General features: G+C 69.8%; 18 protein-coding genes. 5 read left to right on the top strand and 13 right to left on the bottom strand.

Going from position 1 to position 24,046, the window contains the following annotated elements:
- Window positions 1-43: 43 nt before the first annotated feature.
- The 6 genes from H284_RS0107135 to H284_RS0107110 all read right to left on the bottom strand — a co-directional run bounded on the left by H284_RS0107135 (window position 44) and on the right by H284_RS0107110 (window position 6,859).
- Window positions 44-1,021, bottom strand: coding sequence for an aldo/keto reductase (locus tag H284_RS0107135; protein ID WP_020075691.1), 978 nt, complete (start codon window positions 1,019-1,021; stop codon window positions 44-46).
- Window positions 1,021-2,145 (bottom strand): mandelate racemase/muconate lactonizing enzyme family protein, encoded by a 1,125-nt coding sequence (locus H284_RS0107130; protein ID WP_018189699.1) that lies wholly within the window; start codon window positions 2,143-2,145, stop codon window positions 1,021-1,023. The genes H284_RS0107135 and H284_RS0107130 overlap by 1 nt, the downstream gene beginning before the upstream one ends.
- Before the next feature lie 32 nt (window positions 2,146-2,177).
- The gene (locus tag H284_RS0107125) at window positions 2,178-3,074 is read right to left on the bottom strand and encodes a carbohydrate ABC transporter permease (RefSeq protein WP_018189700.1); all 897 of its coding nucleotides are present in this window, start codon (window positions 3,072-3,074) and stop codon (window positions 2,178-2,180) included.
- Window positions 3,064-4,050, bottom strand: a complete 987-nt coding sequence (locus H284_RS0107120; protein WP_018189701.1) for a carbohydrate ABC transporter permease — start codon at window positions 4,048-4,050, stop codon at window positions 3,064-3,066. Before H284_RS0107120 ends, H284_RS0107125 begins: the two co-directional genes overlap by 11 nt.
- 3 nt (window positions 4,051-4,053) lie before the next feature.
- Window positions 4,054-5,301: an ABC transporter substrate-binding protein gene (locus H284_RS0107115; protein ID WP_231371104.1), complete on the bottom strand. Its 1,248-nt coding sequence runs from the start codon at window positions 5,299-5,301 to the stop codon at window positions 4,054-4,056.
- A gap of 193 nt (window positions 5,302-5,494) precedes the next feature.
- The gene (locus H284_RS0107110; RefSeq protein ID WP_020075689.1) at window positions 5,495-6,859 is read right to left on the bottom strand and encodes an alpha-L-fucosidase; all 1,365 of its coding nucleotides are present in this window, start codon (window positions 6,857-6,859) and stop codon (window positions 5,495-5,497) included.
- A gap of 131 nt (window positions 6,860-6,990) precedes the next feature.
- On the opposite strand from H284_RS0107110, the gene H284_RS0107105 reads away from it, so the two are divergent.
- Both H284_RS0107105 and H284_RS0107100 read left to right on the top strand, forming a co-directional pair.
- Window positions 6,991-8,349 (top strand): alpha-L-fucosidase, encoded by a 1,359-nt coding sequence (locus H284_RS0107105; RefSeq protein ID WP_231371175.1) that lies wholly within the window; start codon window positions 6,991-6,993, stop codon window positions 8,347-8,349.
- Between the two features lie 3 nt (window positions 8,350-8,352).
- Complete coding sequence (locus H284_RS0107100) at window positions 8,353-9,186, top strand: amidohydrolase family protein (RefSeq protein ID WP_020075687.1); 834 nt, start codon at window positions 8,353-8,355, stop codon at window positions 9,184-9,186.
- A gap of 633 nt (window positions 9,187-9,819) precedes the next feature.
- Here H284_RS0107100 and H284_RS0107095 read toward each other — a convergent pair.
- Genes H284_RS0107095 through H284_RS0107085 form a run of 3 tightly spaced genes read right to left on the bottom strand, consistent with a single transcriptional unit; the run spans window position 9,820 to window position 12,729 of the window.
- Window positions 9,820-11,088 (bottom strand): alpha-hydroxy acid oxidase, encoded by a 1,269-nt coding sequence (locus H284_RS0107095; protein ID WP_018189706.1) that lies wholly within the window; start codon window positions 11,086-11,088, stop codon window positions 9,820-9,822.
- 4 nt (window positions 11,089-11,092) lie between these two features.
- On the bottom strand, window positions 11,093-11,839 hold the full coding sequence (locus tag H284_RS0107090) for an SDR family NAD(P)-dependent oxidoreductase (protein ID WP_020075686.1): 747 nt from the start codon (window positions 11,837-11,839) through the stop codon (window positions 11,093-11,095).
- 38 nt (window positions 11,840-11,877) lie between these two features.
- The gene (locus tag H284_RS0107085) at window positions 11,878-12,729 is read right to left on the bottom strand and encodes a fumarylacetoacetate hydrolase family protein (protein WP_029042849.1); all 852 of its coding nucleotides are present in this window, start codon (window positions 12,727-12,729) and stop codon (window positions 11,878-11,880) included.
- 86 nt (window positions 12,730-12,815) lie between these two features.
- Between H284_RS0107085 and H284_RS0107080 the strand changes: the two genes are divergently transcribed.
- Window positions 12,816-13,148: an L-rhamnose mutarotase gene (locus H284_RS0107080; protein WP_018189709.1), complete on the top strand. Its 333-nt coding sequence runs from the start codon at window positions 12,816-12,818 to the stop codon at window positions 13,146-13,148.
- Between the two features lie 12 nt (window positions 13,149-13,160).
- Here H284_RS0107080 and H284_RS0107075 read toward each other — a convergent pair whose 3' ends face one another.
- The 3 genes from H284_RS0107075 to H284_RS0107065 all read right to left on the bottom strand — a co-directional run bounded on the left by H284_RS0107075 (window position 13,161) and on the right by H284_RS0107065 (window position 19,023).
- Entirely contained in the window at window positions 13,161-14,084 is a 924-nt protein-coding gene (locus tag H284_RS0107075) for an acetylxylan esterase (RefSeq protein ID WP_020075684.1), read from the bottom strand.
- 56 nt (window positions 14,085-14,140) lie between these two features.
- Window positions 14,141-16,732: a X2-like carbohydrate binding domain-containing protein gene (locus tag H284_RS0107070; RefSeq protein ID WP_020075683.1), complete on the bottom strand. Its 2,592-nt coding sequence runs from the start codon at window positions 16,730-16,732 to the stop codon at window positions 14,141-14,143.
- Window positions 16,733-16,824: 92 nt separating this feature from the next.
- The gene (locus H284_RS0107065) at window positions 16,825-19,023 is read right to left on the bottom strand and encodes an alpha-galactosidase (protein ID WP_020075682.1); all 2,199 of its coding nucleotides are present in this window, start codon (window positions 19,021-19,023) and stop codon (window positions 16,825-16,827) included.
- An 87-nt stretch (window positions 19,024-19,110) separates the two neighbouring features.
- Between H284_RS0107065 and H284_RS0107060 the strand changes: the two genes are divergently transcribed.
- Window positions 19,111-21,513 (top strand): glycosyl hydrolase family 95 catalytic domain-containing protein, encoded by a 2,403-nt coding sequence (locus H284_RS0107060; RefSeq protein WP_020075681.1) that lies wholly within the window; start codon window positions 19,111-19,113, stop codon window positions 21,511-21,513.
- A 32-nt stretch (window positions 21,514-21,545) separates the two neighbouring features.
- On the top strand, window positions 21,546-22,712 hold the full coding sequence (locus H284_RS0107055; protein ID WP_020075680.1) for an ROK family protein: 1,167 nt from the start codon (window positions 21,546-21,548) through the stop codon (window positions 22,710-22,712).
- 6 nt (window positions 22,713-22,718) lie between these two features.
- Here the strand turns inward: H284_RS0107055 and H284_RS0107050 are convergent, their stop codons facing one another.
- Complete coding sequence (locus H284_RS0107050) at window positions 22,719-23,909, bottom strand: ROK family protein (protein ID WP_231371103.1); 1,191 nt, start codon at window positions 23,907-23,909, stop codon at window positions 22,719-22,721.
- Window positions 23,910-24,046 lie beyond the last annotated feature (137 nt).

Below are 24,046 nucleotides of genomic sequence, written 5' to 3'. Positions count from 1 at the left end.
GGTCGGCGTCCGAAGAACCGAGAGGATAGAGGATGCAGGATCTTCACGGCAACAGTCCCTCCTCCCGCAGCTCCCCCCATACCGCCTCGGGCACCGGGGGAGTGGACAGCAGGGCGTTCCGTTCCATCTGGGCCGGGGTGTCCGCCCCCAGCACCACGGTCGAGACCGCGGGATGCCGCAGCGGGAACTGCACCGCCAGCTGCGGCACCGTGACGCCGTGCCGCTCGGCGATGTCGGCGATGCGGTTCACCCGCGCGATCAGCTCAGGCGACGCCGTGCCGTAGACGAAGGTCGCGTCGGCCGCGGGTCGGTCGGTGGCGAGGATGCCGGAGTTGAAGACCGCCGCGACGGCGACCGACACTCCTCGCTCCTGCGCCGCCGGCAGCAGCTCCTCCTCGGCGGAGGGATCGAGCAGTGTGTACCGGTTCGCGCACATCACGATGTCGAGGTCCGTCTCGCGGACGAAACGGGTGAGCATGGCGGTCTGATTCATCCCGGCCCCGTACGAGCGGATGACGCCCTGCGACCGGAGCTCGTCGAGCGCCGGGAAGGCGCCCTCCAGTGCTTCCCGCTCGTGATCGTCCGGGTCGTGGACGAACAGCACGTCGATGCGGTCGACACCGAGGCGTCGCAGGGAGTCCTCTACCGAGCGGAGCACGCCGTCGCGCGAGTAGTCGAAGCGGCGCCGCAGGGTCGCGGGCACGTCGAACAGGTTCGCGATGTCGGTGTCTCCCGGCCGGTAGTCCGGGTTGGGATCGAGGACGCGGCCGACCTTGGTCGAGAGCACGTACTCGTCGCGCGGGAAGGCGCGCAGGCTCTCGCCCAGACGCTCCTCGGCGAGCCCCAGGCCGTAGTGCGGCGCCGTGTCGTAGTAGCGGACGCCCGCCTCCCAGGCGGCGGGGACGATGCGCGGCCACTCGTCTTCGGGCCGTGCGCTGTAGAGGTTGCCGAGGGCTGCGGCGCCGTAGCCGATCGGACCGACCGACAGGCCACCGCGCCCGAACGCGCGCTTCGGGCCCATCAGGCGACCCGCAGGTCGTCGACGGCGTCCAGGTCCCACTCGATGCCGAGGCCCGGCTGCGACGGCGCGAGACCGTGACCGTCGCGGATCGCCATCTCGGTGCGGGTCACAGCGCGCAGCTGGGGGATGTGCTCCAGATAGAGCGCGTTGGGCACCGCGCAGCACAGCGACACGTGCAGCTCCATCAGGAAGTGCGGAGCCACCGCCACGTTGAACGCCTCGGCGAGGTGCGCGACCTTCAGCCACGGCGTGATGCCGCCGACGCGGGCGACATCGACCTGGACGATGGAGGCGGCACCCGACTGCAGGTACTCGCGGAAGTGGCCGACCGAGTAGATCGACTCGCCGACCGCGACCGGGACACTGGTCGACTCGGCGAGCCGGCGGTGCCCGGCGACGTCCTCCGCGGGGAGGGGCTCCTCGAACCAGAAGATGTCGAGCTTCTCGAACAGGGCAGCGCGGCGGATGGCCTCGGCCGCCGTCAGGGACTGGTTCGCATCCACCATGATGTCCATCCTGTCCCCGACGGCCTCGCGGACGGCGCTCAACCGCTCGAAGTCCTCGTGCGCGCGCGGCTTGCCGACCTTGATCTTCACGCCGCCGAGCCCGCGCCGCTGCGACTCGACCGCCTGAGCGACCAGCTCGTCCGTGCTGAAGTGCAGCCAGCCTCCCTCGGTGTCGTACAGCGGGATCCGCGGCTGCGCGCCTCCCGCCGCCACCCAGAGCGGCAGGCCTGCCGCCTTGCAGCGCGCATCCCACACCGCGGTGTCGACGGCGGCGAGCGCGAGCGAGGTGATCAGGCCCACGGTCGTGGCGCGGGTGGAGGAGAACAGGGCGCGCCAGACGTCCTCCGGACGGTTCACGTCCATCCCGACCACCACGTCGAGCAGCGTCTCGCGCAGGAGGCTGAGGACGGCGGCGCCGCCGGTCCCGATCGTGTAGCTGTAGCCGATCCCCTCGACCCCGCCGACCGTGCGCAACCGGACGAAGATGGTCTCCTGCTTGAGGAACGACTGCACCGCATCCGTGCGGACCGTCTCCACCTCCAGGTCGCTCAGCCAGGCCTCGGCGCTGACGATCGTGCCGTCGACGGCGGTGAGGGCGGCGGGCGGGGCGAGGCTCATGGGTGTCTGCTTTCTGGTGAGGGACGGGGAGGTCAGCGGCCGCCGAAGCCGCCGAGGGCGACGCCCTTGATCAGCTGACGCTGCAGCAGCGCGACGATGATCAGCGACGGGATGATCGCGATGGTGGATGCGGCCATCATCAGGCTCCACTGGGTGCCGTGCTCGCCGGTGAACATGGAGAGCCCGAGGGGCACGGTCGCGAGCTCCTGACTGTTGATGATGATCAGCGGCCACAGGTAGGAGTTGTAGTAGCCGACGAATGAGAACACGCCCAGCACCGACAGCGGCGCCGTGAGCTGCGGGAGCAGCACCGACCACAGGGTGCGGAAGCGCGAGGCGCCGTCGATCAGCGCGGCCTCCTCGAATTCGATCGGGATCGTCAGGAAGAACTGGCGAAGCAGGAACGTGCCGAACGCGGTGAACGCGAACGGGATGATCAGAGCCGTGTACGTGTCGACGAGGCCGAGCTGGTTCATCATGATGAACAGCGGGACGACCAGCACCTCCTGCGGGAGCACCAGCGTGAGCACGTAGAGCAGGAAGATGCGGTCGCGGTACTTGAAGCGGAGGCGCGAGAACGCGTACGCCGACAGCACCGCCACGATGACGGAGAGCAGGGCGCCGCAGATCGAGACGAAGAAACCGTTGAAGATGAACCGGCCGAACGGCACCAGGGTCCACGCATCCACGAAGTTCGACCACTTCACCTCGGACCCGATGAAGGTCGGGTGGGGCGAGAACACCTCGGACTCCGGCTTGAGGGCCGAGAAGAACATCCAGATGAAGGGAAAGGTGAACAGCAGCGCGACGATGGCCATCAGCAGCGTGTTGAGCCAGGTCTTCGTCACGACGACGCGCTGAGCCGGCCGGAGTCCGTGCCGGCGGCCGTTCGTGCGAGTGCCGGCGCGTTCGAGCGTGTCACTTGTCATAGTTGACCCACCTCTTCTGGCCCGCGAACTGCAGGGCGGTGATGATCATGACGACGATGAACAGCATCCACGCCAGCGCCGACGCATAGCCGAGCCGGTCGAAGACGAAGCCGTTGCGGTACAGGTAGAGCACGAAGGTGTTCGTCGACTCACCGGGTCCGCCCTGGGTCAGGATCTGCGGCTGAACGAAGACCTGGAACGCGCCGATCATCGTCATCGTCATGGTGAAGAACAGCGACGGCGAGATCATCGGCAGGATGATCGACCGCAGCCGCTGCCAGGCGTTCGTTCCGTCCATCCGGGAGGCCTCGAGGATCTCCTTCGGGATGCCGCCGAGACCGGCCGAGAGCACGATCACGTTGTAGCCGAACGACTGCCACACCGACATCGCGATGACGGACGCCAGAGCGAAGCGGGAGTCGGAGAGCCAGCTGGGACCGTCGATGCCGATGCCGGCGAGCGCCGAGTTGACCAGACCGTCGTCGCTGAGGAGCAGCCGCCAGACCAGGGCGTTCGCGACCATCGGGGTGATGGCCGGGAGGAAGAAGATGACGCGCCAGAACCCGGCGAACTTGATGCGGGTGTTGAGCCACAGCGAGACCGCCAGGGCGACGGCCAGGTTCAGGGCCGTGTAGACGAAGGCGAAGATCACCGTGTTGATCAGCACCGTGTAGAACGTCGGGTCGCTGAACAGCTTCTGGTAGTTCGCCAGCCCGATGAACGTGGGGGAGCCGAACAGCGGCCACTCGAACAGGCTGATGACGAGCGACCCGAGCAGCGGGACGACGATGAAGAACGTGAAGCCGGCGAGACCCGGCCAGAGGTAGGCGAGGGCGACCAGGCCGTCCCCGCGGCGCTTGCGGCCGCCCCGGCGGGGAGGGGTGGGATGCGGCACGCCGAACGGGCGGGTCGGGGGCGCGGCGGGTGCCGCCGTCTCCTCGGAGACGACGGCACCCGTGACCAGGGGGGAGGTCATGCGCTACTGCCCGACCGACTTCTGGATCGTGCTCAGCACGTCCTTGGCCGTCTTGTCACCCCGGTACCCCTCGACGCCGTACTGGGTGAACAGGGTCTCCACCTGGTTCCAGGTGGGGGTGGTGATCTGCGCCGTCGCGTTCTTCAGCAGAGCCTGCACCGCGGCGTACGCCTCCGGCGACTTGCCCTCGGCCCAGGCCGACTGGGCGTCGGCTCGGGAGGGCACGATGCCGCGCTTCTCCGCCTGACCCTTCAGGACGCTGGTGTCGGTCATCGCGACGATCGCCTTGAAGGCCGCGTCCGGGTTCTTGCAGTTCTTCGCGATGCCGAAGCCGGAGCCGGCCGTCATGCCGTGCGCCTCACCAGAGGTGCTCGGAACGATCGTCACGCCCATCTTGAACTTGGCGGCGTCGGCGAAGGTGCCGTACATCCACGGGCCCTCGATCAGCATGTCGACGGCGCCGCTGGTGAACGCCGACTGGGAGACGTCGGAGCCGTCCGCGGCCTCGGGTGCCTTCGCGATGCCCTCCTTGCCGACCAGGTCGAAGTAGGACTGCACCTGGTCGACCAGCTTGGAGTTGGTGAGGTCGAGCTTGGAGTCCTTCACGGCCTCCGCGCCGTCGGCGATGGCCCAGGCGTTCGGGATGAAGAAGCCGGGGGAGATCGCGAGCGCCTTGTGGTCGCCCGTCGTCAGCTTCTTCGCGTCGGCCAGGAACTGCTCCCGCGTGTAGGTGGTGCTCGGGAGCTGCAGGCCCGCCTTCGCGAAGTTGTCCGCGTTGTAGTAGAGGACGATCGGCTCGGCGTCGTAGGGGATCGCGCGGATCGTGCCGTCCACGGTCATGCCCTTGAGCATCGACTCGTCGAACTTCGAGGTGTCGAGCTTGTTCTTCTTGATCAGGTCGTTCAGCGGCATGAGCAGTCCCGAGAGCTCCTGCGCCCGCGCGGCCTGGGTGGTGAGCAGGCAGGGCGGGTTGGAGCCGCTGAGGCGGGTCTTGACCTTGGTCCAGTAGTCGTTGAAGCTCGGGCCTTCGATCGTGACGTCGAGGTCGGGGTCGACCTTCTTGCCGAGATCGATGAAGCCTTCCCACTGGTCGCGGTCGCTCTGACTGCTGACCCAGGTGTACATGCTGATCGGGCCGCCCTTGGCGTCGCCCCCGCTGCCGCCGGCGCAGCCGGCCAGTGCGGTGAGTGCTCCGGTCAGCAGGACGGCGGTGCCGATCCTGGCCGCCCTGCGCTTGCTTCGTGGTGTCACGTGCTGTGCCTCCTCCATTGGATTCATCCAGGTGATCGCCTTGCGTTGGTGGTGCCTGTCGTACTGTCTTCGTGAGGATCGTCCGGGGCGTCCTCGCCCCGTCGGGTGGTTCACAATCCTATAGGGTCTACGATATAGGCCTCATGCGGAGCTTAGATCGGAGCCCGGTCGGCGGTCAAGAGGTCGGCCCGGTCTACGCGAAATCGATCGCGATGACATCGACGACCGCGCCCGATGCTGCCGGCGCCGGGATGTGCAGCTCGCCCAGCGGGTCGACCCCGGGCGCCGGCTGCTCGTGCACCTCCAGGTTCACGTCGTACGGAAGCTCCTCGCCGGTGGCCAGCAGGCGGACCCCCGTGACCCGGCCGACCGGGATGCCGCGCACGACGACCTCCTCGATCGGGCGCATCACCAGGTGCAGGTACAGGGTCCCCGGGCGGGCGGTGGACGGACCGTAGAAGTCGACGCCGGCGGTGGGGGAGACGTCCACGACGCTCTGCGCGTGCACGTCCATCCACTCGCCGGTCTCCTCCAGGGTGCGCACCTGCGACTCGTTGAGGCTGCCGTCGCCCTTCGGCCCGATGTTCAGCAGGAGGTTGCCGCCGCGCGACGCCACCTCGATCAGCGTCGTGATCAGGGAGGTGGTGCTCTTGCTCTTGGTGTCGCCCGGGCGCCACGCCCACATCTGGCCGATTGTCATGCACAGCTCCCACGGCCCATCGGGGGCGGTGACGGGGAAGCCCTGCTCGGGCGTCTTGTAGTCGCCCTGGCCGAGCAGGCGGTCGTTGATGACGACGTCCGGCTGCAGGGACTTGATCAGGGCGCGCAGGCCCGCGCTGTCCCACTCCCGCTCCGACCGCTCCCACTCCCCGTCGAACCAGAGCAGGTCGATGGTGCCGTAACGGGTGAGCAGCTCGGTGAGCTGGCCGCGCAGGTACTCCTGGTAGCGCTGCCACTGCTCGGGCGTCGCGCGGCGGTGCCGGTCGTCGGCGACCGGTGTTCCGGCGTTGGCCGGGTCGCCGGCGGCCGGCCAGTGCTCGAGAGCGTACGGCCGGTCCTCCATGCGGAAGGCGGGGTAGTCCGGGTGGTTCCAGTCCGGGAGGCTGTAGTAGATCCCGACCCGGATGCCCTCCGCGCGGATCGCCTCGACGAACTCGCGCGTGATGTCGCGCCCGAAGGGGGAGTGCTCGATGCCGAAGTCGGACTGCTCGGTGTGGAACATGGCGTAGCCCGCGTGGTGGCGGGCAGTGAAGACGACGTAGCGGGCGCCCGCGCGCTTCGCGAGCCGGGCCAGAGCGACCGCATCCCACTCGACCGGGTTGAAGGTCGCCGCAGTCGACTGGTACTCGTCGACGGTCACGGTGTCCTCGACGCCGTCGGAACCGGGGATGATGGAACGACCGACCAGCGGCCAGGAGATCTCGATCCCCTGCTGGCTGGCGTGGTCCCAGTGCACGAACAGGCCGAAGCCCGCACCGATGAACCACTCGCCTCCGGGCAGGCGGAAGTCGGTGGGCCGGACGAACGAGGCGGGGGGTGCGTCGAGCGCGGTGGTCACGGGAACTCTCCTTCGAGTGGGGGATCGCATCGTTGAACACGGATGCTATTGCCTATAGGATATGGATTCCGGACGCATCCCACAATCGCTCCGGCGCATCCATTCGACGACGAAGGAGACCACCCGTGGCCATGTTCACAGACGATCCCGTCCGCCCGGAGAACTACCGCCGGTTCGAGCGCGAGGTGCCGCAGTGGTTCACCGACGCCAAGCTGGGGATCTTCGTGCACTGGGGGCCGTACTCGGTGCCGGCCTGGGCCGAGCCGATCGGTGAGCTGGGCACGATCGAGAAGGGGTACTGGTTCGCGCACAACCCGTACGCCGAGTGGTACTACAACACCATCCGCATCCCCGGCAGCCCGGCCGCCGAACACCAGCGCGAGGTCTACGGAGGGGCGCCCTACGACGACTTCATCGACCAGTGGGACCCGGTCGACTTCGACCCGGAGGCGTTCATCGCGCTCGTGAAGAGCACCGGCGCCCGCTACTTCGTGCCGACGACGAAGCACCACGACGGCGTGACCCTGTGGGATGCGCCCGGCACCGACGGCCGCAACACCGTCGCCCGCGGACCGCGCCGCGACCTCGTCGGCGCCTTCGAGCAGGCGACCCGTGCGGCCGGCCTGCGCTTCGGCGTCTACTACTCCGGCGGGCTCGACTGGCACTACTCCGAGCTGGAGCCGATCACCGACGACGGCCAGGCCTTCCGCCGCCCCGTCGACGCCGGCTACGCCGAGTACGCGTACGAACACGTCGCCGACCTCATCGACCGCTACCGTCCGGATGTGCTCTGGGGCGACATCGAGTGGCCGGATGCGGGCAAGCCCAGCGGTCCGCACAGCATGGAGCGACTGTTCGAGAAGTTCTACGCCGCCGCCCCCGACGGCGTCTCGAACGACCGCTGGGGTGAGACGCACTGGGACTTCCGCACCAGCGAGTACCAGAACGGCACCAACGTCGAGGGCGCCGGCGCGTGGGAGAACTGCCGCGGGATCGGCTACTCCTTCGGCCATAACACGCTCGAGGACGAACGGCACATGCTGAGCGGCCCGGATGCGGTGAAGACCTTCGTCGACATCGTCTCGCGCGGCGGGAACCTGCTGCTCAACGTCGGCCTGACCGCTCGCGGGACCGTACCCGATCTGCAGCGCCGGACGCTGGAGCACCTGGCCGCGTGGAACGCGGTCAACGGGGACGCCGTGTTCGGCTCGCGGGTGTTGGACGCATCCATCGCCCGTCCGTCGGAGGAGCCGTGGGTGCGCTGGACGCGCGGCGGTGAGGGCGTCGGGTCCGACTCCGTCGCGAACGCGTTCGTCGACGCGACGGGCTCGGTGCGCCTCGAGGGTGTGTCGTCCGCGGTGGATGCGGACAGCGCGCGGCTCGCGGACGGCACGCCGGTCGCCGCCACGCGGGACGGCGACGCGATCGCCCTGACCCTCCCGGAGCCGGCGGTCGCCGGGCCGGCCCTCATCCGGTTCGACCTGGTCTGAGCCATGGCGGTCGACGCGCACCTGCACCTGTGGGACCTGGAGTACGGGACCTACTCGTGGCTGTCCGACGCGGTCGCCCCGATCAACCGGACCTTCACGCTCGCCGAGGCGGAACCGCAGCTGCGGGAGGCCGGGGTGGACGGGGTCGTGCTCGTCCAGGCGGCGAGCACGATCGAGGACTCCGCGGCGATGTTCGCCGTCGCTGCGGAGTCGCCGCTGGTCGCCGGTGTCGTCGCGTGGGTCGATCTGCTCGACCCCGACCGGGTCGGAGAGCAGCTCGACCACTGGGCGGAGGCGGGGCCGCTTGTGGGCATCCGGCACCTCATCCACGACGAACCCGACCCGGACTGGCTGGCGCAGGAGCCGGTGCGCCGGTCGCTCGGTGTGCTCGCCTCCCGCGGGCTGACGTTCGACGTGATCGGGGTGCTGCCGCGGCACCTGGAGCATGCGGTCGCGCTCGCCGACGAACTGCCGGAGCTGCGGCTCGTCATCGACCACCTCGGAACCCCGCCGGTCGGCGCGGAGCCCGGTGACTGGGGGAGTCTGATGGACTCGCTTGCGCGCCGCCCGAACGTCTTCGCGAAGCTGTCCGGCCTGACGACCCTCGGTCCGGCCGGGCGGGCGTCGGCCGCGGACCTGCGTCCGTACGTCGATCGTGCGCTCGCCGCATTCGGCCCGTCGCGCCTCCTCTACGGCGGGGACTGGCCGGTCTCGACCCTCGCGACGCCCTACGCAGAAACCATGGCCACCGCGCGCGCCCTCCTCGAGCCGCTGACCCCCGCCGAGCGCGACGAGGTGCTGTCGCTCACGTCGCGCCGCGCCTACCGCCTCCCCTGACCCGCGACATTCGTGCCGAATGTGCGGAATGCGGCGCGCAAAGCGCACATTCGGCACGAATGTCGCCGCCCTCGCCCCACCGCCGCGTGTGAGATTTGCGCCAAATCGCGGTTCTGAGCGCCGCATTACCGCGATTTGGCGCAAATCGTGCGGGAGATCCGCCGTTGTCTGCGAGCACCCCGCGCTGACAAGCCCCGAGATTCGTGCCGAATGTGCGGAATGCGGCGGGCAAAGCGCACATTCGGCACGAATGTTGCCGCCCTCTCCCCATCGCTGCGTGTGAGATTTGCGCCAAATCGCGGTTCTGAGCGCCGCATTCCCGCGATTTGGCGCACATCGTGCGGGAGATCCGCCGTCGCTTGCGAGCACCCCGCGCTGACAAGCCCCGAGATTCGTGCCGAATGTGCGGAATGCGGCGGGCAAAGCGCACATTCGGCGCGAATGTGGGCGCCCTTACGGCGTTCGCCCGACTCCGCGGTGCGAGATTTGCGCTCAATCGCGGTCCTGCGCGTCACGTCCCGTGAAGATTTGCGCCAAATCGTGGTTCTGGGCGCCGTATTACCGCGATTTGGCGCAAATCTCGCGCGGAGGTGGCGTGGGTTGCCGCGATTTGGCGCAAATCTCGCGAGGGGATCAGGCGTCGGCGTCCTCGCGCGCAGCGGCGGGGGCGTTGCGGAGGGGTTGCAGGCGGGTGAGTTGGGTGACGTGGTGGGGGCCGAGTTCGGCGAGGGAGGTGACTTGGAGGAGTTTCATGGTGCGGGTGAGTTGGTCGGTGAGGATGTGGATGGTGCGGTCGACACCCTCCCGGCCGCCGGCCATGAGCCCGTAGAGGTAGGCGCGTCCGATGAGGGTGAACTTGGCGCCGAGGGCGTAGGCGGCGATGATGTCGGCGCCGTTCATGATGCCGGTGTCGATCGCGACCTCCGTGTGCCGGCCCACTTCCCGCACCACGGACGGGAGCAGGTGGAACGGGATCGGGGCGCGGTCGAGTTGGCGGCCGCCGTGGTTGGAGAGCACGATCCCATCCACCCCGTGGTCGACCAGGGTGCGAGCGTCTTCGAGGGTTTGCACGCCTTTGATCACGAGTTTCCCGGGCCACATGTCCCGGATGATCTTCAGGTCGTCGTAGTTGATCGACGGGTCCATCGCCGCATTCAACAGATCCCCGACCGTGCCGCCGGTGGACGACAACGACGCGAACTCCAGTTTGGGGGTGGTGAGGAAGTCGTACCACCACCACGGCCTGGGGATCGCGTTCAGAATCGTCCCCAGGGTCAGCTGCGGCGGAATCGAGAACCCGTTGCGTTTATCCCGCAACCGCGCCCCGGCGATCGGGGTGTCCACGGTGAAGAACAACGTGTCGAACCCCGCAGCCGCCGCCCGCTCCACCAGACCGTAGGAGATCTCCCGCTGCCGCATCACATACAACTGGAACCAATTCCGGCCGTGCGGGTTCGCCGCCTTCACATTCTCGATCGACGTGGTCCCCAGCGTGGACAGAGTGAACGGGATCCCCGCCGCCCCCGCAGCCCCGGCCCCGGCGGTCTCGCCCTCGGTCTGCATCAACCTCGTGAACCCGGTCGGCGCGATCCCGAACGGCAACGCCGACGGCCCACCCCAAATCTCACACGACGTATCCACCGTGGACACATCGCGCAAGATCGACGGATGGAACTCCACATCCTGAAACGCCTGCCTGGCCCTGGCCAGCGACAGTTCGCCCTCCGCGGCGCCCTCGGTGTAGTCGAACGCCGCCTTCGGCGTCCGCCGACGCGCGATCCTGGCCAGATCCTCGATCGTGAGCGCCGCCTCCAGGCGACGCTTCTTCGAATTCAGCTCCGGCTTCCGGAACTGCATCAACTCCAACAACTCCGCCGGACGAGGCAACTGACGATCGACCACCGGGCTACCTCCGCGGCCGCAGCGAGTACATCCCGCCGTCGACCGGCAGGATGACGCCGTTGCTCGACCCGGACGTCGGCGACGCGAGGTACGCGACCGCCTCCGCGACCTCCTGCGGCTGCACCAGGCGTCCGCTCGGCTGGCGCGCCTCGAGCGCCGCGCGCTCCGCATCCGGGTCGGCGGCGGAGTCGAGCAGGCGGCCGACCCACGGGGTGTCGGCGGTTCCGGGGGCGACGGCGTTGACGCGGATGCCCAGCGGCAGGCAGTCGGCGGCGATCGCCAGGGTCATGGCCGAGATGGCGCCCTTGGATGCGGAGTACAGGACCCGCTGTGGCAGGCCGGCCCAGGCGGCGATGGAGCTGGTGAGCACGACGGCGGGCGATGGCGACTCCTTGAGATGCGGCATCGCGTGCCGGATGGTGCGGGCCGAGCCGATCACGTTGACGTTGAGCACGCGCATCCACTCGTCGTCGTCGTTCGCCTCGATGTCGCCCTGCGCGCCGATCCCGGCGTTCGCGATGACGACATCGAGCCGCCCGGCCTCGGCAACGACCGCCGCGATGGCCTCCCGCACGCTGGTGTCGTCGCCGATGTCGCAGCGGATGCCGGTGTGCGGGACGCTCACGGCGTCCGGGTCGAGGTCGAGCGCGAACACGCGCGCTCCCTGGGCGGCCAGCTCGTCGGCGATCGCCCGGCCGAGCCCGGACGCACCGCCGGTGACGGCGGCCACCAGGCCATCGAAGTGCGACATCCTTGTCTCCTTGCAGTGAGGGTGGGTGATGGATGCGGTCAGAGCGCCGGCCGCACGGCCGAACGCTGCGCGCCCAGGCCGTCGACTTCGACCTCGACCTCGTCGCCGGCGGCGAGGTACGGGAAGCGACCGGAGAGGCCGACCCCCTCGGGGGTGCCCGTGTTGATGAGGTCACCCGGTTCGAGCACGGTGAACCGGCTGAGCCGGTAGACGATCTCGGCGACGTTGAAGATGAGGTCGCTGGTGTTCGAGTCCTGGCGCGATTCGCCGTTGACGCGCGAACGGATGCCGAGCCCGCTTCCGTCGCCGACCTCGGCGGCTGGGACCAGCCACGGGCCCAGCGGGTTGAAGGTCTCGAAGCTCTTGCCCTTGCTCCACTGGCCGAGGGAGCGCTGCAGCTGGTACTCGCGCTCGGACACATCGTTGGCGACCGCGAAGCCGGCGATGTGGTCGATGGCATGCTCGGGGGAGTCGAGGTAGCGGGCGCGCTTGCCGATGACCACGGCGAGTTCGACCTCCCAGTCGGTGGTCGTGGACCCGGGCGGGAGCAGGATGTCGTCGTTCGGCCCGACGACGGTGTTGGGGTGCTTGTAGAAGACGACGATGTCGGTGGGCGGCTCGGAGCCGGACTCGCGGGCGTGCGCCGCGTAGTTCATGCCGATGCAGATGACGGCTTGGGGGCGGGCGATGGGGGCGCCGATGCGGAGCCCGGCCGGGTCGAGCTCGGGGAGGTCCCCCGCGCCTGCGGCGGCCTCGGCCCGCGTCAGGCCGTCGTCGGAGAGGAAGGCGCCGTCGATGTCGGCGGTGAGGGGGCGCAGGTCCCACGTGGTGGTTCCGTCGGTGACGACGGGGATCTCCGCTCCCGGCTCGCCGAGTCGCATGAATCGCATCGAGGGTCCTTTCGCTCGCCTTCCGGCATCGAGACTATTACTATTTCCTATAGGAATTCAAACTTCGGACGCAAAGGAGCACCGGGATGCGCGTCGCGCTTCACTCCATCATCCGCGACGGCCACGAGGCTGCCTACGACGCCGCGCACTCCGCCATCCCGGACGACCTCGTCGCGTCGTTCGAACGGCTCGGAATCCACGACTGGCAGATCTGGCGCAGCGGACGCGACCTGTTCCATGTGGTCGACTGCGACGACTTCGCCGCGGCGATGAGCGCGCTGGACGACGACCCCGCCAATCAGCGCTGGCAGGAGTCGATCAACCAGCACGTCGACCACTTCGCCACGTCGGGCCCCGGCGCCGAGGGGATGGTGCTGCCGCAGGTGTGGAGTCTGGCGGCCCAGCGCGTCGATGCCTGAGGCGGTGCGCCTTCAGGCATCCACGAGCCGCAGACGATCGCGAAGGACCGCGAGCGCACCGCGCCGGTCGCGAGTGGCCCCCGCCTCGTGCCCGGCGCCCGGCCACTCGCGCAGCGTCACCGGGGCGGCGTAGGCCTCCGCTGCCGCGCGCGCGGTCTCCGGCGGGCAGATGTCGTCGTCGAGGCCGTCGCTGATCCATCCCGGTGCCGACGCGTGCCGGGCGGACGTGACTCCGTCCACGTACGCCAGCGTCCGCGCCACCGCATCTGCCCGGTCGGGATGCTCCGCCAGGTACGCGCGCAGCTCCAGCCACGGTCCGTTGCGCGCCAGCCGGATGCCCTGCGGTGCGTCCGTGAGGAAGGGCGCCTGCGCCAGAACGGCGGAGAGCTCGGGCCGGAGGGCTCCGACGCCGAGGGCGATCCCGCCGCCCTGGCTGTTCCCGATCGCCGCGATCCGGTCGCCGTCCACCTCGTCCAGCGAGCGCAGTGCGTCCACGGCGCGAGCCGCATCCACGAACACCCCACGGTAATAGGAGCGGTGCTGGTCCTCGATCCCGTCGAGCAGGTGCCCGGTGCTGCCGCCGCCCTGGCTGTGCGTGTTCATGACCAGCTGTGCGAAGCCCGCGACCGGCCACGTGAGGTCGTCGATCGGGTCGAGTCGTCCGGCGCCGTAGCCGTTGAAGTGCACGACGCCCGGGAGCCGTCCCTCGCGATGCCGCGGCAGCCGGAGCCATCCGCTCACCCGCCGCCCGTCCGCCCCCGCGAACGAGATGTCGAACACGTCGACCGCGGTGAGGCCCGTGTCCACCGGCTCCAACTGGACGGCGAGCGGATGCCGCGCGGCGTCGTCGAGAGCGCTCGCCCAATAGGCGTCGTAGTCGTCGGGGGTGGGGAGCGGGGCGGTCCCCAGGAGGGCGTCGGAGTCGGAGCCGGACATGCGGAGGGCCTTTCGGAGAGGGTGGGCCGGGAGGTGCTCCCGGCCCACCCGACGGATCAGCGGACGGAGTAGCGGAGGGCGTCGGCGCGCATCACCGCACCCGACTCCTTCACCGCCATGATGGTGTGCTTCCCGTTCCGGAGTCCCGAGACGCTGAACACCTTCTGCTGGGTGCGGCGGGTGTCGCTGTGGGTGTCGACCCGCTTCACCAGCTTGCCGTCCAGATAGACGTCGACGATGCCCTGGTCGGGACCGGTCGGCGCGAGCCAGTCGACCCCGGTGCCGGTGAACGTGTACGACACCGAAGCTCCGGTCGCCGTCGTGGCGTGGACGTCATCGAGGTAGTCGCCGCGGAAGCCCACGTTGAGGGTCGTCGCCCCGACGGGCAGCGTCGCGAGGTACGACGGCTGCAGCGTGACGGTCGACCCGGACACGGTGTAGTCGGAGCCCTTCTTCAGCGCCGTGCCGTTCGCCGTGATCCCGGTGAACTCGTCCGGGTCGCGCAGCACCGAGAAGGTCGCCGGCGCCGGCGCCTTCGTGTCGAACGACACGCTGGACGGGTCGATCAGGCTCGGCTGGATGACGTCGAGCCGGTCGAGCAGCATGAACTGCCCCGACTTCATCACCACCCGGAGCGTGTGCTTCCCGTCGGTGAGGTCGTTCGTCGTGAACACCGTCTGCTGCGCCGTGTGGGAGGCGCTCGGGATGTTGGCGCTGATCGTCTTCACGAACTGCCCGTCGATGTACACGTCCGCTTCGCCCTCGGAGGAGTCGAGCTCGGTGAGGTACGAGATCCCGGTGCCGGTGAAGGTGTACGAGAACGAGTCGCTGCCGGGATGCTCCGCATAGTGCACGTCGTCCTGGTAGTCGCCGAAGTTGCGCCCGTTGCTGTACCCCCACTGACCGGAGTAGGCGATGCCGGGGTCGGTGTCGTTGATGCTCGTGGTGCGGGTCGGCCCGGTCGACGTCGGCGGTGCCGGCGTGCCGGTGTCGGTGACGCTGACGGTCAGCGGCTGCGAGGTCGCGGCGACTTCGGCACCCCCGTTGCGCGTCCAGTCGCCGCCGTACGAGAAGCCCTGGGCGTCGTCGTTGACCGTGACCGTCGCGCCCTTGTCGGGCGTGACCTTGAGCAGCCGGACGCCGTGGATCGGCACATCCGACGCTGTGAACGAGCCGTCCGCGCGGCCGATGTTCTTGCGCGCCCAGAGGTCGCGGACCGTCGCCGACCCGGTCAGGCCGATGTCGGACCACTTCGCGGTGATGTCGGACTCGGCCCGGCCCAGGTTGAACAGCGCGACCGTGTAGCTGCCGTCCTTGTTCAACGCGTACCAGACCTGCTGCTTCGTCGTCGTCGAGACCGGACGTGCCGGGACGCCGGCCTGGTCGACGCCGACGACCTCCGGGTTGGTGAGCAGATCGACGCCCAGCTGGTCGAGCTTGGTGAGGTCGTTGCCGGTGTACATCGGCGCGGCGGAGACCGCCCACAGCGTGGTGGCGGTGCGGCGCTCGTCCGGCGTCAGGCCGTCCATCTTCCCATTGCCGACGTCGAGCGAGTCGAAGTCGTTCCACCCGCCCGGTCCGGCGTGACGCCACCAGTCAGCGGCGCGGGGGAAGAGCCGGGCGATGTTGTCCCACTGGGTGAGCGCTTCGTTGCCGCAGTAGCACTCGACGTCCCACTCGACACGCCAGCCGTTCGCGTACTGCTTCCAGTAGTCGGCGTAGTTGATGTCGAGCGCCCAGGACAGCTCGAACCAGATGTTGTGCTTCTTGAGGGCCTTCGACCAGGCGGCGACGTCGTCACGCGCGTCCACCGAGCCGTCGCTGATGCCGGAGCCGGGGGTGACGCTGTCGAACTTGACGAAGTTCACGCCCCACGCGGCGAGCTGGTCTGCGATCGAGTCGATGTACTTCTGCGAGCACGGGTTCGAGAAGTCGATGGCGTAGCCGATCTTCCAGTAGTCCGCCTGCGTCAGCGGCTGCTTCGCGATGTCGTGCGTGGTGCATCCCGGTGCACCGGCGATCGGGTACGCCTTGTTGTAGACGTCCGGTCCGATGCCGGGGATCAAGTAGACACCGAACTTCTGGTCGTTCGCGTGAACGTGGTCGATGACCTTCTTCAGCCCCTGCGGGTAGAGCGTCGCGCTGGGAGTCGGCCGACCGTTGGCGTCGACGCCGTCGCTCCAGCCGGCGTCGACGTTGATGTAGTCGTAGCCGGCCTTCTGCAGCTTGGCGTGCATGGCATCCGACTGGGCGATGAGCTGGTCGGCGGTGATCCACTTCCCGTTGCCCGAGTAGACCTGCATGCTGTAGCTGCTCCACCCCATGTAGGGCGTGACCGCCCACGGGTCCACGGCGGGGGCAGCGGGCGGGATGGGGGTCGGCACCCCCGGCGTCGCCGACGTCGGAGCGCCCGTCGGAGTCTCCTTCTTCGGGCTCTCGGTGGATGTGGGTGCCGGTGTGCCCGTCGCGGTCGGCGACACGGTGGGCGTCGGCGTCCCGGTCGGGGTGGTGGATGGTGTGGCTGTCGCCGTCGGTTCCGGCGTCGGCGTCGCGCCGGCAGGGACGGCGGCGGCGGCCACGATCCCCAGGGCCGCGACCGTCACGACCAGAGCACGCAGGCTCCGTCGTGCACGCGTCATGCGTGTCATGCGTTCTTCCTCTCTGAAGAGCCCCGGGCGCGTCGGTGCGCGAGGGGTGTTCGGTGCGGTGGGCCGTCTGGGTCAGACCGGCGTCCGGTGGCTCAGGCCAGCCGGACGAGGTCGAAGAGCATCGCCTGTTGCGGGTTGAGGGTGGGAAGGGGGACGCCGGCGCCGGCGAGGACCGAGCCGGGGAGGTCGACGCCGCCCGGCTCGAGGGCGGCGGTGATCCAGGAGGGATCGGCGCCCTGGTGCCGGCTGGCCGGACCGAACTCGTCGCGGACGCGCACCGTGTAGCGGGCATCGGGGTCGAGCCCGGGGAATCGGACCCGGCCGGACTGGCCGGGAGCCGAGGTCACGAGCCGCGCCCAGGTGTAGAGCGCTCGCGACCCGTCCTGGGCGACGATCCCGGTGAGTGCGGTCGCGTCGTCCGCCAGGTCGGCGTTGACGATCCGGCCGGAGTGGATCAACCCCCGGAGCTCGCGGTAGACGTCCGCCCAGCGGGCGATCCGGTCCAGCTCGTCGTCGTCCGCCTCCTGAAGGTCCCACTCGATGCCGGCGTGGGCGGTGAGGGCCACGATCAGCCGGAACGACAGGTCCGTCCGGCGGGACGTGGTGTGCGACCGCTCGGCGCCGAGGTGCGAGCCGATGAGCTCCGGCGGGAGGAGCATGCGCGTCCAGCGCTCGATCTGCAGGCGCTCGACGGGGTCGTTGCAGTCGGATGCCCAGACGCGGTCGGTCCGTTCCAGGATGCCGAGATCGACCCGGCCGCCGCCTCCCGAGCACGTCTCGATCTCGAGGCGCGGGTGGCGGGCACGGAGGGTGTCGAGCATCCGATAGAGCGCGAGCGTCTGCTCGTGGACGGCCGGCCGGTCGACACCGGGCGAACCGCTGACGGCTTCGGACAGATCGCGGTTGTGGTCCCACTTGATGTAGTCGACGGCGTACTCCTCGATGATCGCGCTGATCTGCTCGAGGACATGGGAGTACGCGTCGGGGCGGGTCAGGTCGAGCACGTACTGCGCTCGGGAGGTCGCGCCGAGCCCCTGGCGCGGGCCGAGCACCCAGTCGGGATGCTCCCGCGCGAGGTCGGAGTCGAGGTTCACCATCTCGGGTTCGAACCAGATTCCGAATTGCATGCCGTGCGACCGGACCAGGTCGACGAGCGGCCCGAGGCCGTCCGGCCACACGGTGCGGTCGACGAACCAGTCGCCGAGCCCGGCGTCGGCGGCACGGCGGCCGTGGAACCAGCCGTCGTCGAGGACGACGCGCTCGACGCCGACCCGGGCCGCACGATCCACCAGAGCGGTCAGGTGGGCGAGGTCGTGGTCGAAGTAGACGGCCTCCCACGAGTTCAGGGTGAGCGGACGCGGGGACCGTGGATGCGACGGCCGCGCGCGCAGCCGGCGGTGGAGCCGATCGGCCAGGCCGTCCAGGCCGTTCGCCGACCACACGAAGAGAGCTGTGGGAGCGGTGTACCGGTCGCCGTCGGCGAGCACGATCTCACCGGGCCGCAGCCCCTCCCCGACGCCCAGGACCGACGAGAACGCACCGGCGCCCTCCGTCAGCCGCTCGACGACGTACTCGCCGTCGCCGCTCCACGCGAGATGCGTCGCCCAGGCCTCGCCGCGGCCGAAGCCGAGGTCCTCCGTGCCGGCGACGACCAGGAACGGCGCATCGTGGCCGGGCTTGCCCCTGCGTGCGCGGCGCACGTGGCTGCCATAGAACAGCGGACCGCGCTGGGGTGCGCGCTCACGACACCACTTGCCGGTGAAGTCGAGGATGTCCACCGCGCGCTCCGGCACGGGCAGCATCACACGCAGGGCGTCGAGGGTGTACGGGATGCCCGCATCGCCGAGGGCGGCATCCCGGACCAGAGTCGTGTCCACCGAGAGCACGCCGAAGCGGTCGAGCGCCAGGGTCATCGTCGTCCGCAGGGCGGTGATCTCGTCGACCAGCTCGATCTCGATCGTCCCGCCCTGGTCGTCGTCCGTCCGGTACCGCACGGCCACTGTCCGCGGGCGAGGGGTGGTGGCGGTTCCGGAGGCGTGACCCTCCTGCGCCGGTGTCCCCGCCCATCCCTCGAACTCGGTCGGCAGCAGGCTGAAGGTGCGCGGGACGTCGGGTGAGTTGTTGAGCAGAGCCGGTCCGGCGGTCGCCCGCAACGCCTCGGCGCCGGCGTCGTCGATGGGGCCGAGATCCGCGCCCCAGTGCAGCACGCGAGGCACTCGACCCGCCGCATCGATGACGAGTGACGTGCCTGCGGCTCGCAGGCTCAGAACGGCGCCGTAGCCGTCGAGCATGAAGGACTCCTCGGAGGTTTCCGGTTACTTGACAGTGTCAATCAACCATGCCTAGTGTGTCGAGTGCAACCCCGAGAAGGAAGACCGATGACGATCTCCACCGATACTCTCCAGCTCGCCTGGCGCCGTCCCGCCGCCCAGTGGGAGGAGGCCATCCCGATCGGCGACGGCTCCCTCGGCGCGATGGTCTTCGGCGGTTCCGAGGGCCGCTATCAGGTCAACGACGCGACCGTGTGGTCCGGCACTCCGGAGACGGCGGCGGACGAGCTGCGTCGCGTGCTCGCCGGAGGCGCGGGTCCGGAGCGCCTCAATGAAGTGCGCGAGGCGCTCGCCACGGGCGACCTCGATCGCGCGGAGGAACTGCTGCTCACCTTCGAGGGGCGCTACAGCCAGGAGTTCCTCCCTTTCGTGGACCTCACGGTCGGACTGCCGGGCGCAACGCCGGTCGACGGTGAACCCGCGCGCGTGCTCGATCTCGACCGCGGGATCGTCGAGGAGGCGCTGCAGGTCGGGGGAGCGCGCGTCGAGCGGGTGTCGCGCATTGCGTCGCGAACCCTCCTGGTCTCGCTCCGTTCCTCCGAGCCGCTCCCTGAGGTGCGCATCTCGCTTCGTACACCGCTCCGCGAGCTCGCGCGCACCTCGGCGGACGGGATGCTGACGCTCGATCTCGCTGTTCCGATCGACGGAGCGCCCCTCCACGAACAGTCCGTCGTCCCTCCGTTGCGCTACACGGAGCAGGACGACGCAGACTACGACGGCTTCGCCACCGCGACCCTCGCGGTGCGGAGCGACGGCACGACAGAGTCTGCCGATGGCGACCTCATCGTGCGTCATGCCCGTCGGCTGTCGATCGCCCTCTCGTCGTCGACCCGCGCTGAGTCGTGGTGGGCCGGCGCGGACGACGAGTGGCGGACCGTCTCCCGTGAGACGATCCGGGACCGCGCCGGTGCCCGTGCCCTCAGCGCCATCGCCGAGGACGCGGGCGCGCAGGACGACGCATCGCGTCGTCCTGCGCCGGCGCGGTTCGCGATCGGCGGGCGGCGCGAGGGCCGGTGGGATGTCGAGGCCGACATCCTGCGGGGCGCCGACGACGGGCTGCGGGCGACGGTTGCGGCCGAGTACGGACGCTACCTGCTCACGTCGTCGTCGCGTCCGGGCGGACCGGCGGCGAACCTCCAAGGCATCTGGAACGGCGAGCTCCGTCCGGCCTGGTCGTCGAACTACACGATCAACATCAACACCGAGATGAACTACTGGGCGGCCGGACCGCTCGGGGTGATCGACCACGCCGAGCCCCTGATCTCGCTCGTCGGGCGTCTGGCCGCAAACGGTCGTGACGTCGCGCGTGAGCTGTACGGCTGCCGCGGCTGGGTCGCCCACCACAACAGCGACCTCTGGGGCTGGGCGCTCCCTGTCGGCATGGGTCATGGCGCGCCGAGCTGGGCGATCTGGATGATGGGCGGCGTGTGGCTCACCCACTCCCTCTGGGATCACTACGAGTTCAGCGCGGACGACGCGCTCCTGCGCGACCGGATCTGGCCGCTGCTGCGCGGCGCTGCGGAGTTCTGCCTCGACTGGCTGCAGGTCGGGCCGGACGGCCGCGCATGCCTCGCTCCGTCGACCTCGCCGGAGAACTCCTACCGGGACGCCGACGGGAACCCGCGCTCCTTGGGCCTCACGGCGACGATGGACCTCGAACTCATCCGCTCCCTCTTCCAGCGCTGCCTGGACACGCTCGACGTGCTCGGCGAAGGCGACCCACTCCGGCGGGAGCTGGAGGCGGCGCTCGCCGTCATCCCGGAGCCGCCGATCGGCAGCGACGGGAGGCTGCAGGAATGGTCCGAGGAGGTGGCCGATCACGAGCCCGGACACCGGCACATGTCTCCGATGGTCGGCCTCTACCCGCTCGACCTCATCACGCCCGAGGGCACCCCGGAGCTCGCGGACGCGGCTCGTCGGTTCCTCGACGCGAGGGGGCCGGGTGCGATGGGGTGGTCCTGGGCGTGGAAGATCGCACTCCGTGCGCGACTCGGCGATGGCGATGCCGCTCACGAGCTCCTGCAGCAGGCTCTGACCCCCTACGACGGCGACGCCCGCCGGCACGGGCCGGTCGACGGATCGGAGTGGGGCGGACTCCTCCCCAACCTGTTCAGCACGCATCCCCCGTTCCAGATCGACGGCAACCTCGGGTTCCCGGCGGCCATCGCCGAGCTGCTCCTGCAGAGTCACGGGGGAGTCATCCATCTGCTGCCCGCGCTGCCCGCCGCCTGGCCCGACGGGTGGGTCCAGGGGCTCGGTGCCCGCGGTGCGCTCCGCGTCGACCTCGAGTGGGCGGGAGGGCGGCTGACGACGGCCGTCATCCGCAACCCCCACGGAGCGCCGCGCACCGTCCGTCTCCGGTATGACGGCACCGACGTCGTCGTCCGGCTGGAGGCCGGAGGCGAGCACGTGCTCCAGGGCGAGCCTCGGCTCCCCGTCTCCACTCCGTAAGGTGGAAGCACCCCGACCGGAGAGAGCACCCCATGAACGACGAGCTGCGAGCGCGGACAGCGCTGCTCGGATCGTCATCGGAGGCGGCGACCCGGGTCTTCACCACCATCCTCACCCGTAGCCCGATCAGCCGGATCGACGTCGCCCGGCTCACCGGCCTGTCGCAGGCCGCGGTCACCAAGGCGGTGACGCCACTGCTGGCTGCCGGTCTCGTCGACGATTCGCTCGGCGTCACGCCCACCGGCTTGCCGGGCCGGCCCGCGAACCCGGTCGCGGTGGTCCCGGACTCCGTCATCGCGCTCGGGATCAAGGTGAACGTCGATGAGCTCATCGGCGTGGCGACCGATCTGACCACGCGGATCATCGCCTCCGATCGCGTGGAGCTGGCGTCGCACGATCCGGTCGCGGTGATGGACGCCATCGTCCGGATGTGCGCCCGCCTGCAGGAGCCGCTCGGCGACCTCCGGTCGAGCGTCGCCTCCATCGGCGTCTCGGTCTCGGGCGACGTGGACACCGCGACCGGCGTCGTCCGCGACTCGGCCATCATGGGCTGGCACGGTGTGGAGCTCGCCGCCGCGCTGCATGAGCACCTCGACGCCGAGATCGTGGTGGACAACGACGTGCGAGCGCTGACGATCGGCGAGCACTGGTTCGGCGTCGGGCTCGGTACGAGCTCGTTCGCCATCGTGACGATCGGCCGCGGCATCGGCAGCGGCCTCCACCTGAACGGCGAGGTCGTGGAGGGCGCTTACGGGGTCGCGGGCGAGATCGGCCACCTGCCGCTGACGTCGCCCGACCGCGTCTGCGCGTGCGGGCGCCGCGGCTGCGTCGAGGCGGTTGCCGCGACCAGCGCGATCGTCGCGACGGTCTCCGCGGCCCACGGCCGGCCCGTCACAGTCGAGGAGGCCGTCGCGCTGGCGCACGCGGGGGACCGTGCGGCCGTCGAAGCGTTCGGCGAGGCCGGTGCCGTCATCGGACTGGCGATCGCCAGCCTGGTCAACATGGTCGGGCCGGAGCTCGTCATCATCGGCGGCGAGGGCGTGGTCGAATTCGGACTCTTCGAGGAGCGTCTTCGCGCCGCCTATGCCGAGCACGTGTTCGAGTCCGCCGGCCGCTGCCGCATCGTCGTGAGGCCGCACACCTTCCAGGACTGGGCGCGTGGCGCGGCCGCCTCGGCCATCCGCTCCCTCGTCGTGTGACGCGCCTCAGTCCGCGGTCTGCTGGGGCGAGACGGTGATGGATTCGCGGAGCGCGGCCACCGCAGCGCCGCGGGCCCAATCGGTGAAGGTGTGGCGGCGGACGACCAGCCGGCAGTTGGCAGCGGCGCCGAACGCGTGCGCAAGGAACTCCTCGCGGAACCGGCGCTCGTAGAGGTCGTAGTCCATGACGCCCTCGCCGGCGATCACCACCACTTCGGGCCCGAACAGGTTCACAGTGGCGGCCACCGCGGCGCCGATGGCCGTGCCCGCCCGCTCGAAGGCGTCGACGGCTGCGGGGTCGCCCTCGTGTGCGAGACGGATGACGTCCGCCAGGGTGAGGTCCGGCTCCCCTCTTTCCAGGCTCACCGCGTCGCGGATGGCCCGGGATGACGCGACGGCCTCGACGCACCCGCGGCGGCCGCACACGCACAGGGCGTCGGACGATGCGAGCGGGAGGTGCCCGATCTCGCCCGCGACGCCGTGAGCGCCGACGACCACGTCGTCGTTCACGTAGATGCCGCATCCGATGCCCGCACCGATCGTGATGATGGCGAACGACTCCACGTCCCTGCCCGCTCCGAACCACTGCTCGGACTTCGCGAGGGCCCTCACGTCGTTCTCGACGGTGATCGGCAGCGGGATCTCGTCCGCCAGGCGGCTGCCCAGCGGGAAGTGAGTCCAGCCGAGCAGCGGGGAGTCGCGGACGAGCCCGGTCGTGCTGTCGATGTCGCCCGACACCGAGACGCCGACGCCGGTGAGGTTCGCAGCCGTGTCGCCGAGCTGCGCGATGAGCGACGTCACCGAGGTCACGATGGCGGCGACCGTGCTCTCCGGGTCGTGGCTCTTGAGCCGGCGACGGGTGGAGCCGAGCACCTCGTTGCCCAGGCTGACGGTCACGGCGAAGATCTCGTCCGCGTTCACCTTGACCCCGATCGCGATCATCGACCGCGAGACGACGCTGAGCGGACGGACGGGGCGGCCGGGGAAGGAGTGCTCGGCGTGCTCGCCCACGGTCACGTAGCCGCCCTCGATGAGCGGATTGACCGTCTTCGTCACCTTCGCCTGCGACAGGCCGGTGAGACGGCCGATGTCGAGCCGGCTGACCGGTCCGTGCGTGATGATGCGCGTGAAGATCTCGGCCGACCGGGGAGTCCCCAGTTCCGGCCGCCGACGGGTGCCCACGTCATCGAGTGGCATGTCGAGAGAGTACCCCATCGTGTCGCTTTCTTTCTTTCGTGTTCGAATGCGCAGCGTCCACGATTCGCGCGAATACGGGAGGATCGCAGGTTCGCGCGGCGGAGTGCGCCTGCTGTCAGGATAGATTATTGACAACG

Origin of the sequence: Cryocola sp. 340MFSha3.1 (genome assembly GCF_000383315.1) — a bacterium.
GTDB lineage: Bacteria > Actinomycetota > Actinomycetes > Actinomycetales > Microbacteriaceae > Leifsonia.
This window is presented reverse-complemented; position numbering and strand designations above follow the sequence as displayed.

Bases quoted from the DNA above. Each gene is read 5' to 3' on its own strand.
- H284_RS0107055 (WP_020075680.1), top strand. From the start codon at position 21,546: ATGAACGACGAGCTGCGAGCGCGGACAGCGCTGCTCGGATCGTCATCG.
- H284_RS0107050 (WP_231371103.1), bottom strand. From the start codon at position 23,909: ATGCCACTCGATGACGTGGGCACCCGTCGGCGGCCGGAACTGGGGACT.
- H284_RS0107090 (WP_020075686.1), bottom strand. From the start codon at position 11,839: ATGTCGCACTTCGATGGCCTGGTGGCCGCCGTCACCGGCGGTGCGTCC.
- H284_RS0107100 (WP_020075687.1), top strand. From the start codon at position 8,353: ATGGCGGTCGACGCGCACCTGCACCTGTGGGACCTGGAGTACGGGACC.
- H284_RS0107120 (WP_018189701.1), bottom strand. From the start codon at position 4,050: ATGACCTCCCCCCTGGTCACGGGTGCCGTCGTCTCCGAGGAGACGGCG.
- H284_RS0107085 (WP_029042849.1), bottom strand. From the start codon at position 12,729: ATGCGATTCATGCGACTCGGCGAGCCGGGAGCGGAGATCCCCGTCGTC.
- H284_RS0107060 (WP_020075681.1), top strand. From the start codon at position 19,111: ATGACGATCTCCACCGATACTCTCCAGCTCGCCTGGCGCCGTCCCGCC.
- H284_RS0107080 (WP_018189709.1), top strand. From the start codon at position 12,816: ATGCGCGTCGCGCTTCACTCCATCATCCGCGACGGCCACGAGGCTGCC.
- H284_RS0107125 (WP_018189700.1), bottom strand. From the start codon at position 3,074: ATGACAAGTGACACGCTCGAACGCGCCGGCACTCGCACGAACGGCCGC.
- H284_RS0107075 (WP_020075684.1), bottom strand. From the start codon at position 14,084: ATGTCCGGCTCCGACTCCGACGCCCTCCTGGGGACCGCCCCGCTCCCC.
- H284_RS0107105 (WP_231371175.1), top strand. From the start codon at position 6,991: ATGTTCACAGACGATCCCGTCCGCCCGGAGAACTACCGCCGGTTCGAG.
- H284_RS0107130 (WP_018189699.1), bottom strand. From the start codon at position 2,145: ATGAGCCTCGCCCCGCCCGCCGCCCTCACCGCCGTCGACGGCACGATC.
- H284_RS0107065 (WP_020075682.1), bottom strand. From the start codon at position 19,023: ATGCTCGACGGCTACGGCGCCGTTCTGAGCCTGCGAGCCGCAGGCACG.
- H284_RS0107070 (WP_020075683.1), bottom strand. From the start codon at position 16,732: ATGACACGCATGACGCGTGCACGACGGAGCCTGCGTGCTCTGGTCGTG.
- H284_RS0107135 (WP_020075691.1), bottom strand. From the start codon at position 1,021: ATGGGCCCGAAGCGCGCGTTCGGGCGCGGTGGCCTGTCGGTCGGTCCG.